Genomic DNA, 16,502 nt, shown 5'->3' on the forward strand with positions numbered 1-16,502 from the left:
TTCTCCATGACTCGACCGGTTTTCGATGTTTGCGGAGTGCCGCTTTGCGTGTTTACGGTTTTGGACCGCTCACATCCCCGTCACACGGATCCAAGGACGCATTCCATATGAAGCAGTCTGCTGCCAAGACCCTCGGTGTCGCCGCTCTCGGTGCCGCTTTCGCCGCCGCCGGCGCCGGCGCCGCGAACGCGGCACCGGCCGTGCCCGACGCCTCCTCGGCGCTGGACACCGTCACCCAGGCGCTGCCCGCGCAGAGTGTGGCCAATGCGCTGCCGGGCGCGGGTCAGGCGCTTGCCCAGGGTCAGAGCGCGCTCGGTGCGGGTGTGACGGCCGCCCAGCCCGCCGCCGCGAAGGTGCTCGCGAACGGCCCCACCGCGCCGGTGGCCGGGCTGCTCGGCGGTCTGCCGCTGCAGGGCCTGCCGACGCACGGACTGCCGGTGAACGGACTGCCGCTCGGCTGACCCACGCCGTCCGGGCTCCGGCCCGTACACGCGACGACGCGTGACTACCAGGCGGTGCGGACCTCGTCCTCGGACGGGAACAGGATCCACAGCGCTATGTAGAGCAGGAACTGCGGGCCGGGCAGCAGACAGGAGAGTACGAAGATCACCCGCATCGTCGTCGCGGAGGTGCCGAAGCGCCGTGCCAGCGCTGCGCACACTCCGCCGATCATGCGGCCGTTGGTGGGGCGGGCAAGGGCGCTCATGAGGACTCCTTCGTGAACCGTGCCTGACCGTGTGCCGGATGCCCGGCCTCGATGTCTTCAACGCTACGGTGACGAAGCGGACGAAGCGTCGCTCTACGGTGCGATGCCGACCCTGGGAATCGTCGGGGTCCGACCCTGAGCCGTGTCCTCCCGGGGAAGGGCCGCACGGCGCCTGGTCTCGGCCCGGCGGCGGAGACCCACCCTGGCGGCGGGCACGACCGCGACATGGGCCAGTGCCACGCCGACGGTGTTGAGCAGCAGCGAGTCGACGTCCACGACCTGCCCGGGAACACCGGTCTGCAGCAGTTCGATGCCCAGCGAGAGCAGGGCGCCGGCGGCGACCGTGCGGACCAGGGACCCGAGGGGGGAGGAGGCCGGTCTGCCACCCGCCAACGGGAGCAGAACACCGAGCGGGGCGAGCAGCCCCAGTCCCTCGCCGATGCGGCGGGCGGCCTGCGCGGCGCCCAGGGCCAGGTCCGCCCTGATACCGGCGAACGGGCGCAGGTTCGCGGGGCTCACCCAGGGGACGTCCAGCGGCCGCAGCGTGATCCAGGCGACGAGCGCGAGATGCGCGACGAGGAGGAGAGCTCCTGCCGCACGGACGCGGATCACGGCGCTGCCGCCGTCTTCGCCTTGACGTTGCACGCCTCCCAAGACGCGGCGGCCGGCCGGATCGGTTCCGGCTCGGCGGCGGGCTTGGCGCACAGAGGTGAGGCGTGCGCCACACCCACGGGTCCCCGGGCCGGTCTCCCGGCTCTCCGCGGCGGCCGGGGACACACCCCTGGCCCGACGGTCAGGCGCCGTCGACCGCCGTGGAGGGCGGGGCCTTCGTGCCGGGGTCGGAGCGGACGTCCGAGGTGCACTGGTAACGGCGCGGCGCAGTCGCGTCGGGGCCGCCGAGGACCACCGAACCGTCGTCCTGCGCCGCGGCGGAGTCGGAGAAGGTGCAGACGAGCTGGGCCAGGGCCGCCGGGGTCAGCTCCCGGGGCGGGGTGCTCAGCCGGAGCGTGTCCTCCGGCTCCCCGGTGCCCCGGGGGCGGGGTCCGCTCACGGTCATACCGCCGCGCACGTCCGTCGTGTACCCCGCCTGCTGCTCCGGGGTGGAGGGCGACCCGGCGAGCTCGTCGAGGAGCCCCTGCGCCACCAGGACGCGCCGCGCGCTCTCCGTCGCGCCGTCGGGCACCCGCACGGAACGGTCGACCGTCACCAGTTGCCCCGAGCAGAGCAGGAACACCTGCACCGGGATGCCGCGGGAGGCCTGGGTGGAGACGTCCGGGCCGGACAGGGTGCACGGGACCCGGGAGGGCGCCGGGCCGAAGTCGGTGGGGACCTGGGTGGAACGGATGCCGCAGCCCGCGAGCAGCAGCGCGAGGAGCGGGACGGCCGGCCACCGGAGCGCGCCTCGACGTCGTACGGTCGTCATCCGGCGCTGCCCTTCGTGGCGTTCCCGTTCCGGTTCCGCTCGCGCTCGTCGTCGGCGAGCAGTTCCGAGGCGTCCTGCGGGAGCCGGAGCGTGAAGACCGCTCCCCCCTCGGGCGCGTTCGCGGCGGTGATCTCGCCGCCGTGGATGTGCGCGTTCTCCAGGGCGATCGACAGCCCCAGGCCGCTGCCCTCGGAGCGCGGGCGCGACGCGCTCGCCTTGTAGAAGCGGTCGAAGACGTGCGGCAGGACGTCCTCGGGGATGCCCGGACCGTGGTCCTGGACCTCGATCAGGAGGTCGTCGGCCTCCTCGCGGACCGAGACACGCACCGGACTGCCGCCGTGCTTGAGCGCGTTGCCGATCAGGTTGGCCAGGATCACGTCCAGACGGCGCGGGTCGAGACGCGCCATGATGCCGCGCTCCGCGTCCAGGTCCACCGCGTCCAGCCAGGCGCGGGCGTCGATGCAGGCGGTGATCTGGTCGGCGATGTCCACGTCGTCGAGGACGAGCCGGGCGGTGCCCGCGTCGAAGCGGGTGACTTCCATGAGGTTCTCGACCAGGTCGTTCAGACGGCGTGTCTCACTGACGACCAGACGCACGGCGGGCTCGATCATCGGATCGACACTGCCGGTCTCCGCGTCCAGCTCCTCCTCCAGGATCTCCGTCACCGCGGTGATCGCGGTCAGGGGCGTACGGAGTTCGTGGGACATGTCCGCCACGAAACGGCGGGACGCCTCGTCACGGGCGCTCATGTCCTCGACGCGCTTCTCCAGCGCCTCCGCCGTGTGGTTGAACGTCCGTGACAGGTCGGCGAGTTCGTCCGTCCCCGACACGCGCAGCCGGGTGTCGAGCTTGCCCTCGCCGAGGCGGCGGGCGGCGATACCGAGGCGGTGCACCGGCTTCAGGACCGTCGTCGCGGCGGCCTGCGCGAGCAGCGCCGAGCCGATCAGCGCGAGGCCGGTGGCGATACCGAGCGACCAGGCCAGCGAGTTGAGGTCCTTGGCCTCCGGCTCCAGCGACTTGAGCATGTAACCGGTCGTGGTTCCGCCGATCACCCTCGCGCCGCCCACCAGATACGGCTTGTCGTGGTCGGTGACGCGCTGCCAGTACAGGTGATAGGCCGACTTGTTGTTCGAGGAGAGCGACTGTTCCTTGTTCACCGCCTTCTGGAGGGACGCGGGCACGTCCTCCAGCGTGAAGGTGTCCAGCTCCGAATTGCCCACCACGGTCCCGCCGCTGCTGTCCCGGGCCACCAGCAGCACGCTGAAGCGCTGGCTGCTGTTCGCCATCTGCCCGGCGGCGCGCTGCAGTTCGTCCTGCGCCGGACGGACCGGCAGCAGGCTCGCGTGGTTGCGCATCTCCTGCTGGAAGTCCCGCAGCACCGCGTCCTGAGTGCGCGTCAGCACGGCCTCGCGGTTGAGCCAGTACGCGATGCCGGACGCCGACACGGCGGCGGTGAGCGCGACGAGTCCGAAGACCACGACCAGCCGCAGCCGCAGACTGGTGAAGCGCAGACCCGCCAGTATCGCCCTGCGCGCCGCGGCCCAGCCGCGGAGCTTGTCCTGCGGTGGGGTCACTGAGGACTGTCCAGCCGGTAGCCGACCCCACGGACCGTACGGATGAGCGTGGGGGAGGACGGGACGTCCTCGACCTTCGCGCGCAGTCGCTGCACGCACGCGTCCACCAGACGCGAGTCGCCCAGGTAGTCGTGCTCCCAGACCAGCCGCAGCAACTGCTGGCGGGACAGCGCCTGTCCGGGACGGCGGCTCAGCTCCAGGAGCAGCCGCAGCTCGGTGGGCGTCAGTTGCAGGTCCTCGCCGTTCTTGGTGACCGTCATCGCCGCCCGGTCGATGACGAGGGAGCCGAACGTCGCCGAGTCGGTGGCCTCGCGCTCACCGCGCCGCAGCACGGCCCTGATACGGGCGTCGAGCACCCGCCCCTGCACCGGCTTGACGACATAGTCGTCGGCGCCGGACTCCAGCCCGACCACCACGTCGATGTCGTCGCTGCGCGCGGTCAGCAGAATGATGGGCAACTGGTCCGTGCGCCGGATACGCCGGCACACCTCGAACCCGTCGATGCCGGGCAGCATCACATCCAGCACGATCAGGTCCGGCCGCTGCTCGCGCAGCAGTTTCAGACCGTCCTCGCCGGTGGCAGCGGTGGCCACACGGTGTCCCTGGCGCGTCAAAGAGAGCTCCAGGGCCGTACGGATGGCGTCGTCGTCCTCGATCAGCAACAGGGAAGGCACGGACGTCATTCTGGCCCATGGTGAGGGGGTCTTTCGACAGTTGGAGCGCTCCCACCCATCTCTCGCACAGAAGGGGCGCATCGGAGGGCGTCCGGGAAGCCCCGCCGTACTTCTCCGTGATCGCGCTGTGACGCGCCGGGGGAGGGGCCCTGTGACAGGTCTGTGACAGTCGGCGGACACGGCCATGAAGTGGCCCGGGCAAGCTTTTCGACACAAGCAAGGAAGCACGGAGCGAGCACGGGGCCGAAGCACGACAGGCACCGGGCGCGTACGGAAGAAACCGGGATTCCACGACGGGGGGCGCGAGATGGACACGCTGCACAGCACCAGTACGAGCGCAGTTGTCACGCGGCTCCACGACGTCACCCGGAGCACGGAGAAGTCCGGTGCCGTGAGCCCGCGGGGGTGCGCTCGCGGCACCGGGCGTCAGCACACCGCGTACATGACGGTGGTTGACGGGTTCACGGGGGAGAACGCCGCGGCGGCCACCGCCACGGCAACGGCCGGCGGAGCTCACGGGGGAGCCGCGTACGGGGAGGCCACGGGGGAGCGTCGCTCGCTGTCGGAGGCGGAGTTCACCGCCTACGTCCAGGAGCGCCGCGCCTCCCTGTACGCAACCGCCTACCACCTGACGGGGGATCGGTTCGAGGCCGAGGACCTGCTGCAGAGCGCACTGTTCTCGACGTACCGGGCCTGGGAACGGATCAGTGACAAGGCCGCGGTCGGGGGCTACCTCCGTCGCACCATGACCAATCTGCACATCAGCGCGTGGCGCCGCCGCAAGCTGAACGAATACCCGACCGAGGAACTGCCGGAGACCGCCGGTGACACGGACGCGATGCGCGGCACCGAGCTGCGCGCCGTGCTGTGGCAGGCGCTCGCCCGGTTGCCCGAACTCCAGCGCACCATGCTGGTCCTTCGTTACTACGAGGGCCGCACGGACCCGGAGATCGCGCAGATCCTCGACATCAGTGTCGGCACGGTGAAGTCGAGCATCTGGCGGTCGCTGCGCCGGATGCGCGAGGACGAGGTCCTCAGCTTCGGCCGTGACGAGGAGGAGTCCTTCGGGGAGCTCGTCGCCTGAGGGTCAGCGGGGGGAAGCGGTTCGCGCGGGGAACGGTTCCGGGGGGAGCCGACGGGGGCCCGCGGAGAACCACGGGGGGAAGCGGAAAAGGTCCAGGCGGACGGGGGGTCCGCCTGGACCTCTTTTCGTGTGCGGGCCCGGCGTGTCGCCGTGGCCCTATGCCGCTGTCGTACAGCGTTTCGAGGTGCCGGCTGCCGTGGCCAGCCGGCCCAGGGCCTCGTCCTTGTCACAGGGGTGTGCGCCCAGCGCGGTCTGGCGCGCCACGATCGAGCGTTCGGCGCGCATCAGACGCCAGCCGCGGCGGAGCAGGAATGGGACCGACTTGCGGCCCTCCTTGAGATCCCGCACGAAGCGCCGGCGGAACGTCGTCACCGGACCGCGGGACAGACACAGCGCGTCGCCCAGCAGGCCGAGTTCACGGCAGCGTTCGACGATCTCGGCGGCGAAGACGCCCTCCGCGATGAACAGCGGCGTGCGTTCGATGCGCAGCGACTCCGTGCCGGTACGGGCGCTCAGCCCGATGTCGTACACGGGAACGGTCGTACGTCCCGTACGGCACAGTTCCTCGATCGCGGCGACCGCCGTGTCCGCGTCCCACGACCGCGGGTGGTCCCAGTCGATGTCGGAACTCCCGTCCACCAGCGGCAGGGTCGGGTCGTCACCCTCCTTGTAGAAGTCGTCCAAGCGCAGCACGGGCAGGCCGGAGTGGGCGGCGACGAGGGACTTGCCCGAGCCGGAGGGGCCACAGAGCAGCGCGACACGGGTCGGTATCGGGGGAGGGAGACTCACGAGACACCAGTCTGACGCACCGCGCGCGCGGTGCCACCCTGCGGGTCGCCGTTGGAGCGCACATCACACCTCAACTACCCTTCGCATCGAACCGATTACTTTGCGCTGCAGAAGGTGGCACCCGTCATGGCACGACACGCATCAGGCAAGAACCCGACCGCGCGGCGCGCGCTGCTCGCCCTGGCGACCGCGGGTGCGGCACTCGGGGCGGGCGCGGCCACGGCCGCCGCGGACACGGCCCCGGCCGTCGACGTGATGCGCTCCCGGCCCGCGTCGGCGGGCAACCTCGACCCGCAGGCGGGCGTGCAGGCGCTCAGCGGCACGCTCGGATACGTCACGGGTCCGCTCGGGAACCTCAAGCCCAACCCGCTCGCGGGCACCGGCGTGGACCCGCTCGACAACGGGATCGGCACCCAGCTGGCCGACTTCAAGCCGCTGAGCTCGCAGTCCCTGACGCGGCCGCTGGCGCAGGCGCCGTCGCTGGGCAGTGTGCCGGTGGTGGGGCAGGCGCTGGGGGTGCTGGGGGTGCGTGAGCTTCCCGCGCCCCTCGGGGGGCGCGGGGAACCCTCTCAGTACGACGAGCCCGACGCGCCCAGTGAACCGGTCGGGTGCCAGACGGTCTTCGTCTCCAGGAAGGCCGTGAGGCGCTCGATGCCGGGCGCCACCGCGTAGTCCACAGGCTGTGGACGCAGAACCCGCTTCAGGTTGTCGGCCGCGGCGATCTCCAGCTCCTTCGCCAGCACGTCGTCCGCGCCCGCGAGGTCGATCGCGTTGACGTCCTGGTGCGCGGCGAGGGGAGCGGCGATCTCCGCCGTCCTGCCGGAGAGGACGTTGACGACACCGCCCGGGAGGTCGGAGGTCGCCAGCACCTCGCCGAGCGACAGCGCCGGCAGGGGGGACCTCTCGCTCGCGATCACCACGGCCGTGTTACCGGTCGCGATCACCGGGGCGATCACCGAGACCAGGCCCAGGAACGAGGACTCCTGGGGCGCGAGGACGGTGACGACGCCGGTCGGCTCAGGGGTCGACAGGTTGAAGAACGGGCCCGCGACCGGGTTGGCCCCGCCCACGACCTGGGCGATCTTGTCGGTCCAGCCCGCGTACCAGACCCAGCGGTCGACGGCCGCGTCGACCTGGGCGGCCGCCTTCGACTTCGACAGGCCCTCCGCGTCCGCGACCTCGCGCGCGAACTGGTCGCGGCGGCCCTCCAGCATCTCGGCGACGCGGTAGAGGATCTGTCCGCGGTTGTACGCGGTCGCGCCGGACCAGCCGCCGAACGCCTTGCGCGCGGCGACCACCGCGTCACGGGCGTCCTTGCGGCTCGACTGCGGGGCGTTCGCCAGCCACTTGCCCTTCGAGTCCGTCACCTCGTACACCCGGCCGCTCTCGGAACGCGGGAACTTCCCGCCCACGTACAGCTTGTAGGTCTTGAAGACACTCAGACGCTGCTCTTCGGACTTGTCAGACATCGAGGTACGCCTCCAGGCCGTGGCGACCGCCCTCGCGGCCGAAGCCCGACTCCTTGTACCCGCCGAACGGCGAGGTCGGGTCGAACTTGTTGAACGTGTTGGACCAGATGACGCCCGCGCGCAGCTTGCCGGCGACGGCCAGGATCCGGGAACCCTTCTCCGTCCAGATGCCCGCCGAGAGGCCGTACTGGGAGTTGTTGGCCTTGGCGACGGCCTCGTCCGGGGTGCGGAAGGTCAGGACCGACAGCACCGGGCCGAAGATCTCGTCGCGGGCGATGGTGTGCGCCTGGGTGACGTTGGTGAACAGCGTCGGGGCGAACCAGTATCCGGAGGAGGGCAGTTCGCAGGCCGGGGACCAGCGCTCGGCGCCCTCGGCCGCGCCCTGCTCGACGAGCGAGGTGATACGGGCCAGCTGCTCGGCGGAGTTGATCGCGCCGATGTCGGTGTTCTTGTCGAGCGGGTCGCCCAGCCGCAGGGTGGAGAGCCTGCGCTTCAGCGAGTCCAGCAGCTCGTCCTGGATCGACTCCTGGACGAGGAGCCGGCTGCCCGCGCAGCAGACCTGGCCCTGGTTGAAGAAGATCCCGGTGACGATCCCCTCGACCGCCTGGTCGATGGGGGCGTCGTCGAAGACGATGTTCGCGCCCTTGCCGCCCAGTTCGAGCGTGACCTTCTTGTCGGTGCCGGCCACCTGGCGGGCGATCGCCTTGCCGACGGCGGTGGAGCCGGTGAACGCCACCTTGTTCACGTCCGGGTGCTCGACGAGGGCCGCGCCCGCGTCGCCGTACCCGGGAAGGATGTTGACGACGCCCTTGGGCAGGCCCGCCTGGCGGCAGATGTCCGCGAAGAACAGCGCCGACAGGGGAGTGGTCTCGGCGGGCTTGAGGACGACCGTGTTGCCGGTCGCCAGCGCCGGGGCGATCTTCCACGCCAGCATCAGCAGCGGGAAGTTCCAGGGGATGACCTGGCCGGCCACGCCCAGCGGACGCGGGTTCGCGCCGAAGCCTGCGTGGTCGAGCTTGTCGGCCCAGCCCGCGTAGTAGAAGAAGTGCGCGGCGACCAGGGGGAGGTCCGCGTCGCGGGTCTCCTTGATGGGCTTCCCGTTGTCCAGCGTCTCCAGGACGGCGAGCTCGCGGGAGCGCTCCTGGATGATGCGGGCGATGCGGAAGAGGTACTTGGCGCGCTCGGAACCGGGCAGCGCCGACCACTTCTCGAAGGCCCTGCGGGCCGCCTTCACGGCGCGGTCGACGTCCTCGGCGCCCGCCCGGGCGACCTCGGAGAGGACCTCCTCCGTGCTGGGGCTGACGGTCTTGAAGACCTTGCCGTCCGCCGCCTCGGTGAACTCACCGTCGATGAACAGGCCGTACGAGGGGGCGATGTCGACGACCGAGCGCGACTCGGGCGCCGGTGCGTACTCGAATGCAGATGCCATGGTGATCAGTCCACCGTCACGTAGTCGGGGCCGGAGTAGCGGCCGGTGGCCAGCTTCTGACGCTGCATCAGCAGGTCGTTCAGGAGCGAGGACGCGCCGAAGCGGAACCAGTGGTTGTCCAGCCAGTCCTCGCCCGCGGTCTCGTTCACCAGGACCAGGAACTTGACGGCGTCCTTGGTGGTGCGGATACCACCGGCCGGCTTCACGCCGACCTGGACACCGGTCTGCGCGCGGAAGTCGCGGACCGCCTCCAGCATGAGCAGCGTGTTCGACGGCGTCGCGTTGACGGCCACCTTGCCGGTGGAGGTCTTGATGAAGTCCGCGCCGGCCAGCATGCCGAGCCAGGAGGCCCGCCGGATGTTGTCGTACGTCGACAGCTCGCCGGTCTCGAAGATGACCTTCAGACGGGCGGCGCCCGAGGCCTCCTTCACCGCGACGATCTCGTCGTACACCTTCAGGTAGTGGCCCGCGAGGAACGCCCCGCGGTCGATGACCATGTCGATCTCGTCGGCGCCCGCGGCGACGGCGTCCCGCACGTCGGCCAGCTTCACGCCGAGCGCGGCGCGGCCCGCCGGGAAGGCGGTGGCCACGGAGGCGACCTTCACGCCGGAGCCGGCCACGGCCTCCTTGGCGGTGGCCACCATGTCGGGATAGACGCAGACCGCGGCCGTGGCGGGCGCCGTGCGGTCGGTCGGGTCCGGGTGGACCGCCTTGACGCCGAGCGCCCGGACCTTGCCCGGGGTGTCCGCGCCTTCCAGCGTCGTCAGGTCGACCATCGAGATGGCGAGGTCGATCGCGTACGCCTTCGCGGTCGTCTTGATGGAACGGGTGCCGAGCGAGGCGGCGCGCGCCTCCAGGCCGACCGCGTCGACGCCGGGCAACCCGTGCAGGAAGCGGCGCAGGGTGCTGTCGGACGCGGTCACATCGCCGAGTGCGTGGGTGGGGGCACCACCCTGCTCGAGCGATGTCGAGTGCTTGGGGGAGGGTGCAGTGGTGGGCATGGTCACCACCCGAGCATATCTACGCGCGTAGCGGCTGTACAGCCCCGGGGGTGGGTGTGGAAGGGACCGGGGGAACCGGCGAGGCGTCGGGGGCGGGGGAGACCGGCGCGAGCCGTCGGGCAGAATCGGGGGCATGACGACGCCCGATCACCAGCCACCTCCGCCGGACGCCCCGCGCCCCGAGTCGAGGGACCGGATCTACCGGTCACCCGCCGGCCTCGCGGGCGGCGTCCTGCTGCTCGCCATCATCGGCTGGCTCGGCATCGACGCGCTGGTCTCGGCACACGGGCGCACCCCGTGGCTGACGCTCGCCGCGATGATCCTGCTGGTTCCGCTGGTGAGCGCCTTCACGCTGCGCCCGGCCGTCTACGCGAACGAGGACCGGCTGCGCGTCCGCAACCCGTTCCGCGTCATCGTGCTGCCCTGGGGCGCGATCGCCTCGCTGCGCTCCGGCTACTCCAACGAGGTCGTCACCACGGACGGCACCAAGTACCAGCTGTGGGCGATCCCCGTCTCGCTGCGCTCCCGCAAGCGCGTGGCCAGGCGGCAGGCGCGGGGGGCCGACAGGCGCGGGCGGCTGGCCCCGGCAGCGCCCGCGCGCGCCCAGGCCGACCAGGCCATGGACGACCTGCGCGAGCTCGCCGAGGCGCACCCGGCCACGGAAGGGGTGCAGGGCGCGGTGAGCGTGCGCTGGGCGTACGAGGTCATGGGTCCCGCGCTCGCGGGCGCCGTGGTGCTGGCGATCCTGCTCGCGGTGGGGTGACGACGCCACCGCGGTGCAGGGTGCACGGGCGGCCGTTCGCGGGGGTGAGCGAGGGGTGGTGTTCCGGCACGGCACCTCGCCGCGTGGCCGGATCACCGAGTGCGCGCGGCCGGTATGTCACGGACGGCGTTCAGGGCGCGCTCGGCCACACCAGGACCATGTACGCGCCGCAGTACGCCGCCGCGTCGAGTCGGTGACGAGTACCTCCCGCATCCGCCGCGGGGTCTCGGCGCCGCCGTCCCACTCGTTGTGCCACCGGCTCTGGACGGTGAGGCTGCCGTCCCAGCGGCCGAGCGGCGACCCCACCCGGCCGACGTACGCGAGCCGGCCCGCGGGGGCGAGGACGGCGGCCACGGGGGCCCGGGAGGAGAAGCGGTGGCGCAGGCCGAGCAGGGCCGTGACGGTGACGGCGACCGCGACCGCGATGCCGGTGGGACGGGTCAGGCCGGCCTCCGCTTCCCGGGCTCCTGGGGCTCGGCGGTGCGCCACCGGTAACCGTTCCTCGGTCGGGTGGCGGCGCACGGGAGCGCTGCGTCGAGTGCCGGGCGGAAATCACCCGTGAGGGCGGTAGAAGCGTGGTGCGGGGTCGTCGGCGGGCCTGCCCGGTCCTGGCGCCGTGGGCCCGCCCCGCCCTGCTCCATGGGCCCACCGGGTCCCGCCCGGTGGGCCCGCGGGGCGGGCGTCAGATGCCGGCCGCCGCCGACAGGTCGCGCTTGATGGCCGTGAGCAGCTCGGCGGCCTTGGCGTGGGCCGTGGCGAGTCCGGCGTGCGAGCCGACCGGGACCACGACCTCCAGGTAGCACTTCAGCTTCGGCTCCGTGCCGCTGGGGCGGACGATGACACGGGCGCCGTCCAGCGTGTAGCGCAGACCGTCCGTGGGCGGGAGCCTGTCCGTGCCCAGGGTGAGGTCCTCGGCCCGGGTGATGGGCAGGCCCGCCAGCCGGGTCGGCGGCTGTTCGCGCAGGCTGCGCATGGCGTTCGCGATCACCGAGAGGTCCTCGACACGGACGGAGAGCTGGTCCGTGGCGTGCAGGCCGTGCTCCACGGCGATGTCGTCGAGCAGGTCCAGCAGGGTGCGGCCGTCCTCCTTGAGCTGGGAGGCGAGCTCCGTGATCAGGAGGGCGGCGGTGATGCCGTCCTTGTCGCGCACCCCCTCGGGGTCGACGCAGTAGCCGAGCGCCTCCTCGTAGCCGTAGCGCAGGTCCTCCACGCGGGCGATCCACTTGAAGCCGGTCAGGGTCTCCTCGTACGCCAGACCCGCCTTCTCGGCGATCCGGCCGAGCAGGGAGGAGGAGACGATCGACTCGGCGAAGGTGCCGCGGACTCCGCGGCCGACCAGGTGCCGGGCGAGCAGCGCGCCGACCTCGTCGCCGCGCAGCATCCGCCAGTCCGCGCCGTCCCGGCCCTTCACGGCCACCGCGCAGCGGTCCGCGTCGGGGTCGTTGGCGATGATCAGGTCGGGGTCCGTCTCACGGGCCTTCGCGAAGGCGAGGTCCATCGCGCCGGGCTCTTCCGGGTTCGGGAAGGCGACGGTGGGGAAGTCCGGGTCCGGTTCGGCCTGTTCGGCGACCAGCACGGGGGCGGGGAAGCCGGCGCGGTCGAACGCGGCGAGCAGGACGTCCTTGCCGACGCCGTGCATCGCCGTGTAGACGGTGCGGGCGGTGCGCGGGGAGCCCTCGGCGAGTACGGCGTCGGTACGGGCCAGGTAGGCGTTCAGGACGCCCTCGTCGAGGGTCTCCCAGCCGCTGTCCGGGCGCGGCACGGTGTCCAGGCGGGTGACGGCGTCGATCTCGGCCGCGATCCCGGCGTCCGCCGGGGGGACGATCTGGGAGCCGTCGCCGAGGTACACCTTGTAGCCGTTGTCGCGGGGCGGGTTGTGGCTGGCGGTGACCTCGACGCCCGCCACGGCGCCGAGGTGCCGTATGGCGTAGGCCAGGACGGGTGTGGGGAGGGGACGGGGGAGCACGGCGGCCCGCAGGCCCGCGCCCGTCATCACCGCGGCGGTGTCGCGGGCGAAGTCGGCGGACTTGTGGCGGGCGTCGTAGCCGATGACGACGAGACCGCCGGCCTCGCCCTTGGCCTTGAGGTACGTGGCCAGACCGGCGGCGGCGCGGATGACCACCGCGCGGTTCATGCGCATCGGGCCCGCGCCGAGTTCGCCCCGCAGGCCCGCGGTGCCGAACTGGAGGGTGCCGCTGAAGCGTGCGGTGAGCTCGGCGACGTCCTGGGCGTCGATGAGCTTGGCGAGTTCCTCACGGGTCTCCGCGTCGGGGTCCTCGGCCAGCCACGCCTCGGCCCGTGCGATGAGTTCGTCCTGCACGTCGGGTGTACCTCTCTGTCTGTGGTGCCTTGCTGTATACCCGGCCGCGGTGGGCTTACCGCACCCCCGCCGTTCCTGCCGGTCCGCCCCTACCGGTCCCGTCCTCGGGGCTGCCGCCCCGGACCCCGCCTCCGCCTGGACGGCCGTCCTCGAACGCCGGACGGGCCGGGTCACCTGGGGGCGCGGGGAACCGCGCGACCCGTCCCCACCCACCCGCGGCCGTACGGCGACACCGGGGGACCGGAGCGCGCGATCCCTACAGCCGGTCCAGGACCTGGGTGAGCAGCGCTCCCATACGGGTCGCGGAGTCACGGCCCGCCTGGAGGACCTCCTCGTGGTTCAGCGGCTCGCCCGTCATACCTGCGGCGAGGTTGGTGACGAGGGAGATGCCCAGCACCTCCGCCCCGGCCTCGCGCGCGGCGATGGCCTCGAGCACCGTCGACATGCCGACGAGGTCCGCCCCGATGGTGCGGGCCATCCGGATCTCGGCGGGCGTCTCGTAGTGCGGCCCGGTGAACTGCGCGTAGACGCCCTCCTCCAGGCTGGGGTCCACCTCCTTGCAGAGGGCGCGCAGACGCGGGGAGTAGAGGTCGGTGAGGTCGACGAAGTTCGCCCCGACGATGGGGGAGGTCGCCGTCAGGTTGATGTGGTCGCTGATCAGCACCGGCTGACCGGGACGCATGTCCGCGCGCAGGCCACCGCAGCCGTTGGTGAGCACGAGGGTCTTGCAGCCGGCGGCGACGGCCGTACGGACACCGTGCGCGACGGCGGCGACCCCGCGGCCCTCGTAGTAGTGGGTGCGGCCCAGGAAGACCAGGGCCCGCTTGTCGCCGATCAGGTACGAGCGGACCTTGCCGCCGTGGCCCTCGACCGCGGGCGGGGGGAACCCGGGCAGCTCGGTGACCTGGAACTCGGCCTCGGGGGTGCCGAGGGCGTCCGCGGCCGGAGCCCAGCCGGAGCCCATCACGAGCGCGACGTCGTGGGTCTCGGCGCCCGTGAGCTCCCGCAGGCGGGTGGCGGCGGCGTCGGCAGCGGCGTAGGGGTCGCCCTGGATGTCGTCCGGAAGAAGAGATGCGTTCACGCGCATGAGGGTAGCCGGTCCGGGCCTACGCGCGTAGATGACAGAGCTCACGGTCTTGCGATCGTTGTCTTGTCGTTTCCAACGAAGAGCCGCGCGCGTCAGCAGGGGCGCTTGCGCAGCTCCATCACGTAGTCGTGCGGCGCTCCGGCCGACTCCGCCGCGTCGGCGATCTCACCGAGGTAGCGCGCGGAGGGGAGACCGCCCTCGTACCCGTTCAGCACGTACACCCACGCGGGTTCCTCGCCCTCCAGCGTGTGCACCCGTACCCGCATCCTGCGGTAGATGTCGAGGCCCACGCCCTCCCAGCGGTCCATGGAGTCCTCGTCCAGGGGGGCGATGTCGTACAGCGACACGAAGACCTGCGAACGGGGCGCCTCGACGAGGGTCACGAGCGCACCCTCCCACCCCATGTGCTCGCCCCCGAAGGTCAGCCGCCAGCCGTTCAGCCAGCCGGTGGCGCGCAGCGGCGAGTGCGGGGCGCGGCGCGTCATGAGCCGCGGGTCGAGATTGCCGGCGTACGCGGCGTAGAGCGACATGTGGTCGAGGGTACGGCAGTGAACACGTGCGTCTCCCGCGTAACAGAAGCGGCTCGAATACGCGGTCGGCGGCCCCCGGGGCGCCAGCACCTTGAAGCGTGCGGGACAATGGAGTACGTGACTCGGATCGTGATCATCGGTGGCGGACCCGGCGGATACGAGGCGGCCCTGGTGGCCGCCCAGCTCGGCGCGGAGGTGACCGTCGTCGACTGCGACGGTCTGGGCGGGGCGTCGGTGCTCACCGACTGCGTGCCGTCGAAGACCCTCATCGCCACGGCCGAGGTGATGACGACCTTCGATTCGTCGTACGAGGAACTCGGCATCATCGTCGCCGACGACACCCCGCCGTCGGAGCGGTCCGCGCGGGTGGTCGGGGTCGACCTCGGCAAGGTCAACCGCCGGGTGAAGCGGCTGGCGCTGGCCCAGTCGCACGACATCACCGCCTCCGTCACCCGGGCCGGCGCGCGTGTGCTGCGCGGCCGCGGCCGGCTGGAGGGCATGCAGTCCCTGGACGGCTCGCGCAAGGTCGTCGTGCGCGCCGCCGACGGCACCGAGGAGACACTCGTCGCCGACGCCGTCCTCATCGCCACCGGCGGGCACCCCCGTGAGCTGCCCGACGCCCAGCCGGACGGCGAGCGGATCCTGAACTGGACGCAGGTGTACGACCTGGACGAGCTGCCCGAGGAGCTCATCGTGGTCGGGTCCGGTGTCACCGGCGCCGAGTTCGCCGGCGCCTACCAGGCGCTCGGCTCGCGCGTCACCCTCGTCTCCAGTCGTGACCGCGTGCTGCCGGGCGAGGACCCGGACGCGGCGGCGGTGCTGGAGGACGTCTTCCGGCGCCGTGGCATGAACGTCATGGCCCGTTCGCGCGCCGAGTCCGCCAAGCGGGTCGGCGACCGGGTCGAGGTCACCCTCTCGGACGGCCGCGTCATCAGCGGCTCGCACTGTCTGATGGCCGTCGGCGCCATTCCGAACAGCAGCGGTATGGGTCTGGAGGAGGCCGGGGTCAAGGTCAGGGACTCCGGGCACATCTGGACCGACAAGGTGTCGAGGACCACGGCTCCGGGCGTGTACGCGGCCGGTGACGTGACGGGCGTCTTCGCCCTCGCCTCGGTGGCGGCGATGCAGGGACGTATCGCCATGTACCACTTCCTGGGCGACGCGGTCACGCCGCTGAACCTCAAGACGGTGTCCTCCAACGTCTTCACCGACCCCGAGATCGCCACCGTGGGCTACTCGCAGGCCGACGTCGACGCGGGCAAGATCGACGCCCGGGTCGTCAAGCTGCCCCTGCTGCGCAACCCGCGCGCCAAGATGCAGGGCATCCGGGACGGCTTCGTGAAGATCTTCTGCCGTCCGGGCACCGGGATCGTGGTCGGCGGTGTGGTCGTCGCCCCGCGCGCCTCGGAACTGATCCACCCCATCTCGATCGCGGTCGACAACAATCTGACGGTCGAACAGATCGCGAACGCGTTCACCGTGTATCCCTCCCTTTCGGGCTCGATCGCCGAGGTGGCCCGGCAGTTGCACACCCGTAAGCTGACCGACGAGGGCTGACGGGCGAAAGCGATTTCCCGCTGGTCACGGGGAGTTGCCGCCCATTCCCGCGGCATAGGCGGCGCGAGTAGACGCGTATACCACCTCGTACCCTGC

The 16,502-nt window shown here is 71.8% G+C and carries 17 protein-coding genes and 1 pseudogene; 5 read left to right on the forward strand and 13 right to left on the reverse strand.

Translation table 11 applies throughout. From position 1 onward, the window contains the following. Positions 1-107: 107 nt before the first annotated feature. Positions 108-461, forward strand: coding sequence for an ATP-binding protein (locus HEP85_RS24810; protein WP_369657827.1), 354 nt, complete (start codon positions 108-110; stop codon positions 459-461). A 44-nt stretch (positions 462-505) separates the two neighbouring features. Here the strand turns inward: HEP85_RS24810 and HEP85_RS24815 are convergent, their stop codons facing one another. The 5 genes from HEP85_RS24815 to afsQ1 all read right to left on the reverse strand — a co-directional run bounded on the left by HEP85_RS24815 (position 506) and on the right by afsQ1 (position 4,377). After that, the gene (locus HEP85_RS24815; RefSeq protein ID WP_168529897.1) at positions 506-706 is read right to left on the reverse strand and encodes a PspC domain-containing protein; all 201 of its coding nucleotides are present in this window, start codon (positions 704-706) and stop codon (positions 506-508) included. Positions 707-799: 93 nt separating this feature from the next. Further along, on the reverse strand, positions 800-1,351 hold the full coding sequence (locus HEP85_RS24820; protein WP_168529898.1) for a VanZ family protein: 552 nt from the start codon (positions 1,349-1,351) through the stop codon (positions 800-802). A gap of 148 nt (positions 1,352-1,499) precedes the next feature. Next, on the reverse strand, positions 1,500-2,129 hold the full coding sequence (locus HEP85_RS24825) for a hypothetical protein (protein WP_168529899.1): 630 nt from the start codon (positions 2,127-2,129) through the stop codon (positions 1,500-1,502). Continuing rightward, the gene (locus tag HEP85_RS24830) at positions 2,126-3,703 is read right to left on the reverse strand and encodes a HAMP domain-containing sensor histidine kinase (RefSeq protein ID WP_168529900.1); all 1,578 of its coding nucleotides are present in this window, start codon (positions 3,701-3,703) and stop codon (positions 2,126-2,128) included. The genes HEP85_RS24825 and HEP85_RS24830 overlap by 4 nt, the downstream gene beginning before the upstream one ends. Further along, positions 3,700-4,377 carry a two-component system response regulator AfsQ1 gene (gene afsQ1, locus HEP85_RS24835; protein ID WP_211118247.1) on the reverse strand — a complete coding sequence of 226 codons (678 nt, stop codon included), beginning with the start codon at positions 4,375-4,377 and terminating at the stop codon, positions 3,700-3,702. Before afsQ1 ends, HEP85_RS24830 begins: the two co-directional genes overlap by 4 nt. A gap of 307 nt (positions 4,378-4,684) precedes the next feature. On the opposite strand from afsQ1, the gene HEP85_RS24840 reads away from it, so the two are divergent. Beyond that, complete coding sequence (locus tag HEP85_RS24840; RefSeq protein ID WP_168529902.1) at positions 4,685-5,461, forward strand: SigE family RNA polymerase sigma factor; 777 nt, start codon at positions 4,685-4,687, stop codon at positions 5,459-5,461. 156 nt (positions 5,462-5,617) lie between these two features. Here the strand turns inward: HEP85_RS24840 and HEP85_RS24845 are convergent, their stop codons facing one another. Further along, entirely contained in the window at positions 5,618-6,250 is a 633-nt protein-coding gene (locus HEP85_RS24845; protein ID WP_168529903.1) for a uridine kinase, read from the reverse strand. A 126-nt stretch (positions 6,251-6,376) separates the two neighbouring features. Here HEP85_RS24845 and HEP85_RS24850 point away from each other — a divergent pair. Continuing rightward, positions 6,377-6,775 (forward strand): annotated as a pseudogene (locus HEP85_RS24850) (hypothetical protein); the annotation flags it as partial. Between the two features lie 44 nt (positions 6,776-6,819). On the opposite strand, the gene HEP85_RS24855 reads toward HEP85_RS24850, so the two are convergent. Genes HEP85_RS24855 through deoC form a run of 3 tightly spaced genes read right to left on the reverse strand, consistent with a single transcriptional unit; the run spans position 6,820 to position 10,149 of the window. Then, positions 6,820-7,719: an aldehyde dehydrogenase family protein gene (locus HEP85_RS24855; RefSeq protein ID WP_168529905.1), complete on the reverse strand. Its 900-nt coding sequence runs from the start codon at positions 7,717-7,719 to the stop codon at positions 6,820-6,822. Then, on the reverse strand, positions 7,712-9,148 hold the full coding sequence (locus tag HEP85_RS24860) for an aldehyde dehydrogenase family protein (protein ID WP_168529906.1): 1,437 nt from the start codon (positions 9,146-9,148) through the stop codon (positions 7,712-7,714). The genes HEP85_RS24855 and HEP85_RS24860 overlap by 8 nt, the downstream gene beginning before the upstream one ends. Before the next feature lie 5 nt (positions 9,149-9,153). Further along, complete coding sequence (deoC, locus tag HEP85_RS24865) at positions 9,154-10,149, reverse strand: deoxyribose-phosphate aldolase (RefSeq protein ID WP_168529907.1); 996 nt, start codon at positions 10,147-10,149, stop codon at positions 9,154-9,156. A 133-nt stretch (positions 10,150-10,282) separates the two neighbouring features. Between deoC and HEP85_RS24870 the strand changes: the two genes are divergently transcribed. Then, on the forward strand, positions 10,283-10,912 hold the full coding sequence (locus HEP85_RS24870; protein WP_168529908.1) for a PH domain-containing protein: 630 nt from the start codon (positions 10,283-10,285) through the stop codon (positions 10,910-10,912). Positions 10,913-11,029: 117 nt separating this feature from the next. Here the strand turns inward: HEP85_RS24870 and HEP85_RS24875 are convergent, their stop codons facing one another. From HEP85_RS24875 to HEP85_RS24890, 4 genes are all read right to left on the reverse strand, one after another. Next, entirely contained in the window at positions 11,030-11,401 is a 372-nt protein-coding gene (locus HEP85_RS24875; RefSeq protein WP_369657828.1) for a hypothetical protein, read from the reverse strand. Between the two features lie 193 nt (positions 11,402-11,594). Then, positions 11,595-13,232 (reverse strand): phospho-sugar mutase, encoded by a 1,638-nt coding sequence (locus HEP85_RS24880; protein WP_168529910.1) that lies wholly within the window; start codon positions 13,230-13,232, stop codon positions 11,595-11,597. 256 nt (positions 13,233-13,488) lie between these two features. Then, complete coding sequence (locus tag HEP85_RS24885) at positions 13,489-14,313, reverse strand: purine-nucleoside phosphorylase (protein ID WP_168529911.1); 825 nt, start codon at positions 14,311-14,313, stop codon at positions 13,489-13,491. Positions 14,314-14,411: 98 nt separating this feature from the next. After that, positions 14,412-14,849, reverse strand: a complete 438-nt coding sequence (locus tag HEP85_RS24890; protein ID WP_168529912.1) for a gamma-glutamylcyclotransferase — start codon at positions 14,847-14,849, stop codon at positions 14,412-14,414. A gap of 57 nt (positions 14,850-14,906) precedes the next feature. On the opposite strand from HEP85_RS24890, the gene HEP85_RS24895 reads away from it, so the two are divergent. Next, positions 14,907-16,406, forward strand: a complete 1,500-nt coding sequence (locus HEP85_RS24895; protein ID WP_168533989.1) for an NAD(P)H-quinone dehydrogenase — start codon at positions 14,907-14,909, stop codon at positions 16,404-16,406. The last annotated feature ends 96 nt before the right edge of the window (positions 16,407-16,502 follow it).

It is taken from the genome of Streptomyces sp. RPA4-2, assembly GCF_012273515.2.
Lineage (GTDB): Bacteria > Actinomycetota > Actinomycetes > Streptomycetales > Streptomycetaceae > Streptomyces > Streptomyces kaempferi.

What these genes read in the sequence shown, in the direction of transcription:
- HEP85_RS24840 (WP_168529902.1), top strand. Translation starts at nt 4,685, where the DNA reads ATGGACACGCTGCACAGCACCAGTACGAGCGCAGTTGTCACGCGGCTC.
- HEP85_RS24860 (WP_168529906.1), bottom strand. Translation starts at nt 9,148, where the DNA reads ATGGCATCTGCATTCGAGTACGCACCGGCGCCCGAGTCGCGCTCGGTC.
- HEP85_RS24825 (WP_168529899.1), bottom strand. Translation starts at nt 2,129, where the DNA reads ATGACGACCGTACGACGTCGAGGCGCGCTCCGGTGGCCGGCCGTCCCG.
- HEP85_RS24890 (WP_168529912.1), bottom strand. Translation starts at nt 14,849, where the DNA reads ATGTCGCTCTACGCCGCGTACGCCGGCAATCTCGACCCGCGGCTCATG.
- HEP85_RS24855 (WP_168529905.1), bottom strand. Translation starts at nt 7,719, where the DNA reads ATGTCTGACAAGTCCGAAGAGCAGCGTCTGAGTGTCTTCAAGACCTAC.
- HEP85_RS24810 (WP_369657827.1), top strand. Translation starts at nt 108, where the DNA reads ATGAAGCAGTCTGCTGCCAAGACCCTCGGTGTCGCCGCTCTCGGTGCC.
- deoC (WP_168529907.1), bottom strand. Translation starts at nt 10,149, where the DNA reads ATGCCCACCACTGCACCCTCCCCCAAGCACTCGACATCGCTCGAGCAG.
- HEP85_RS24815 (WP_168529897.1), bottom strand. Translation starts at nt 706, where the DNA reads ATGAGCGCCCTTGCCCGCCCCACCAACGGCCGCATGATCGGCGGAGTG.
- HEP85_RS24870 (WP_168529908.1), top strand. Translation starts at nt 10,283, where the DNA reads ATGACGACGCCCGATCACCAGCCACCTCCGCCGGACGCCCCGCGCCCC.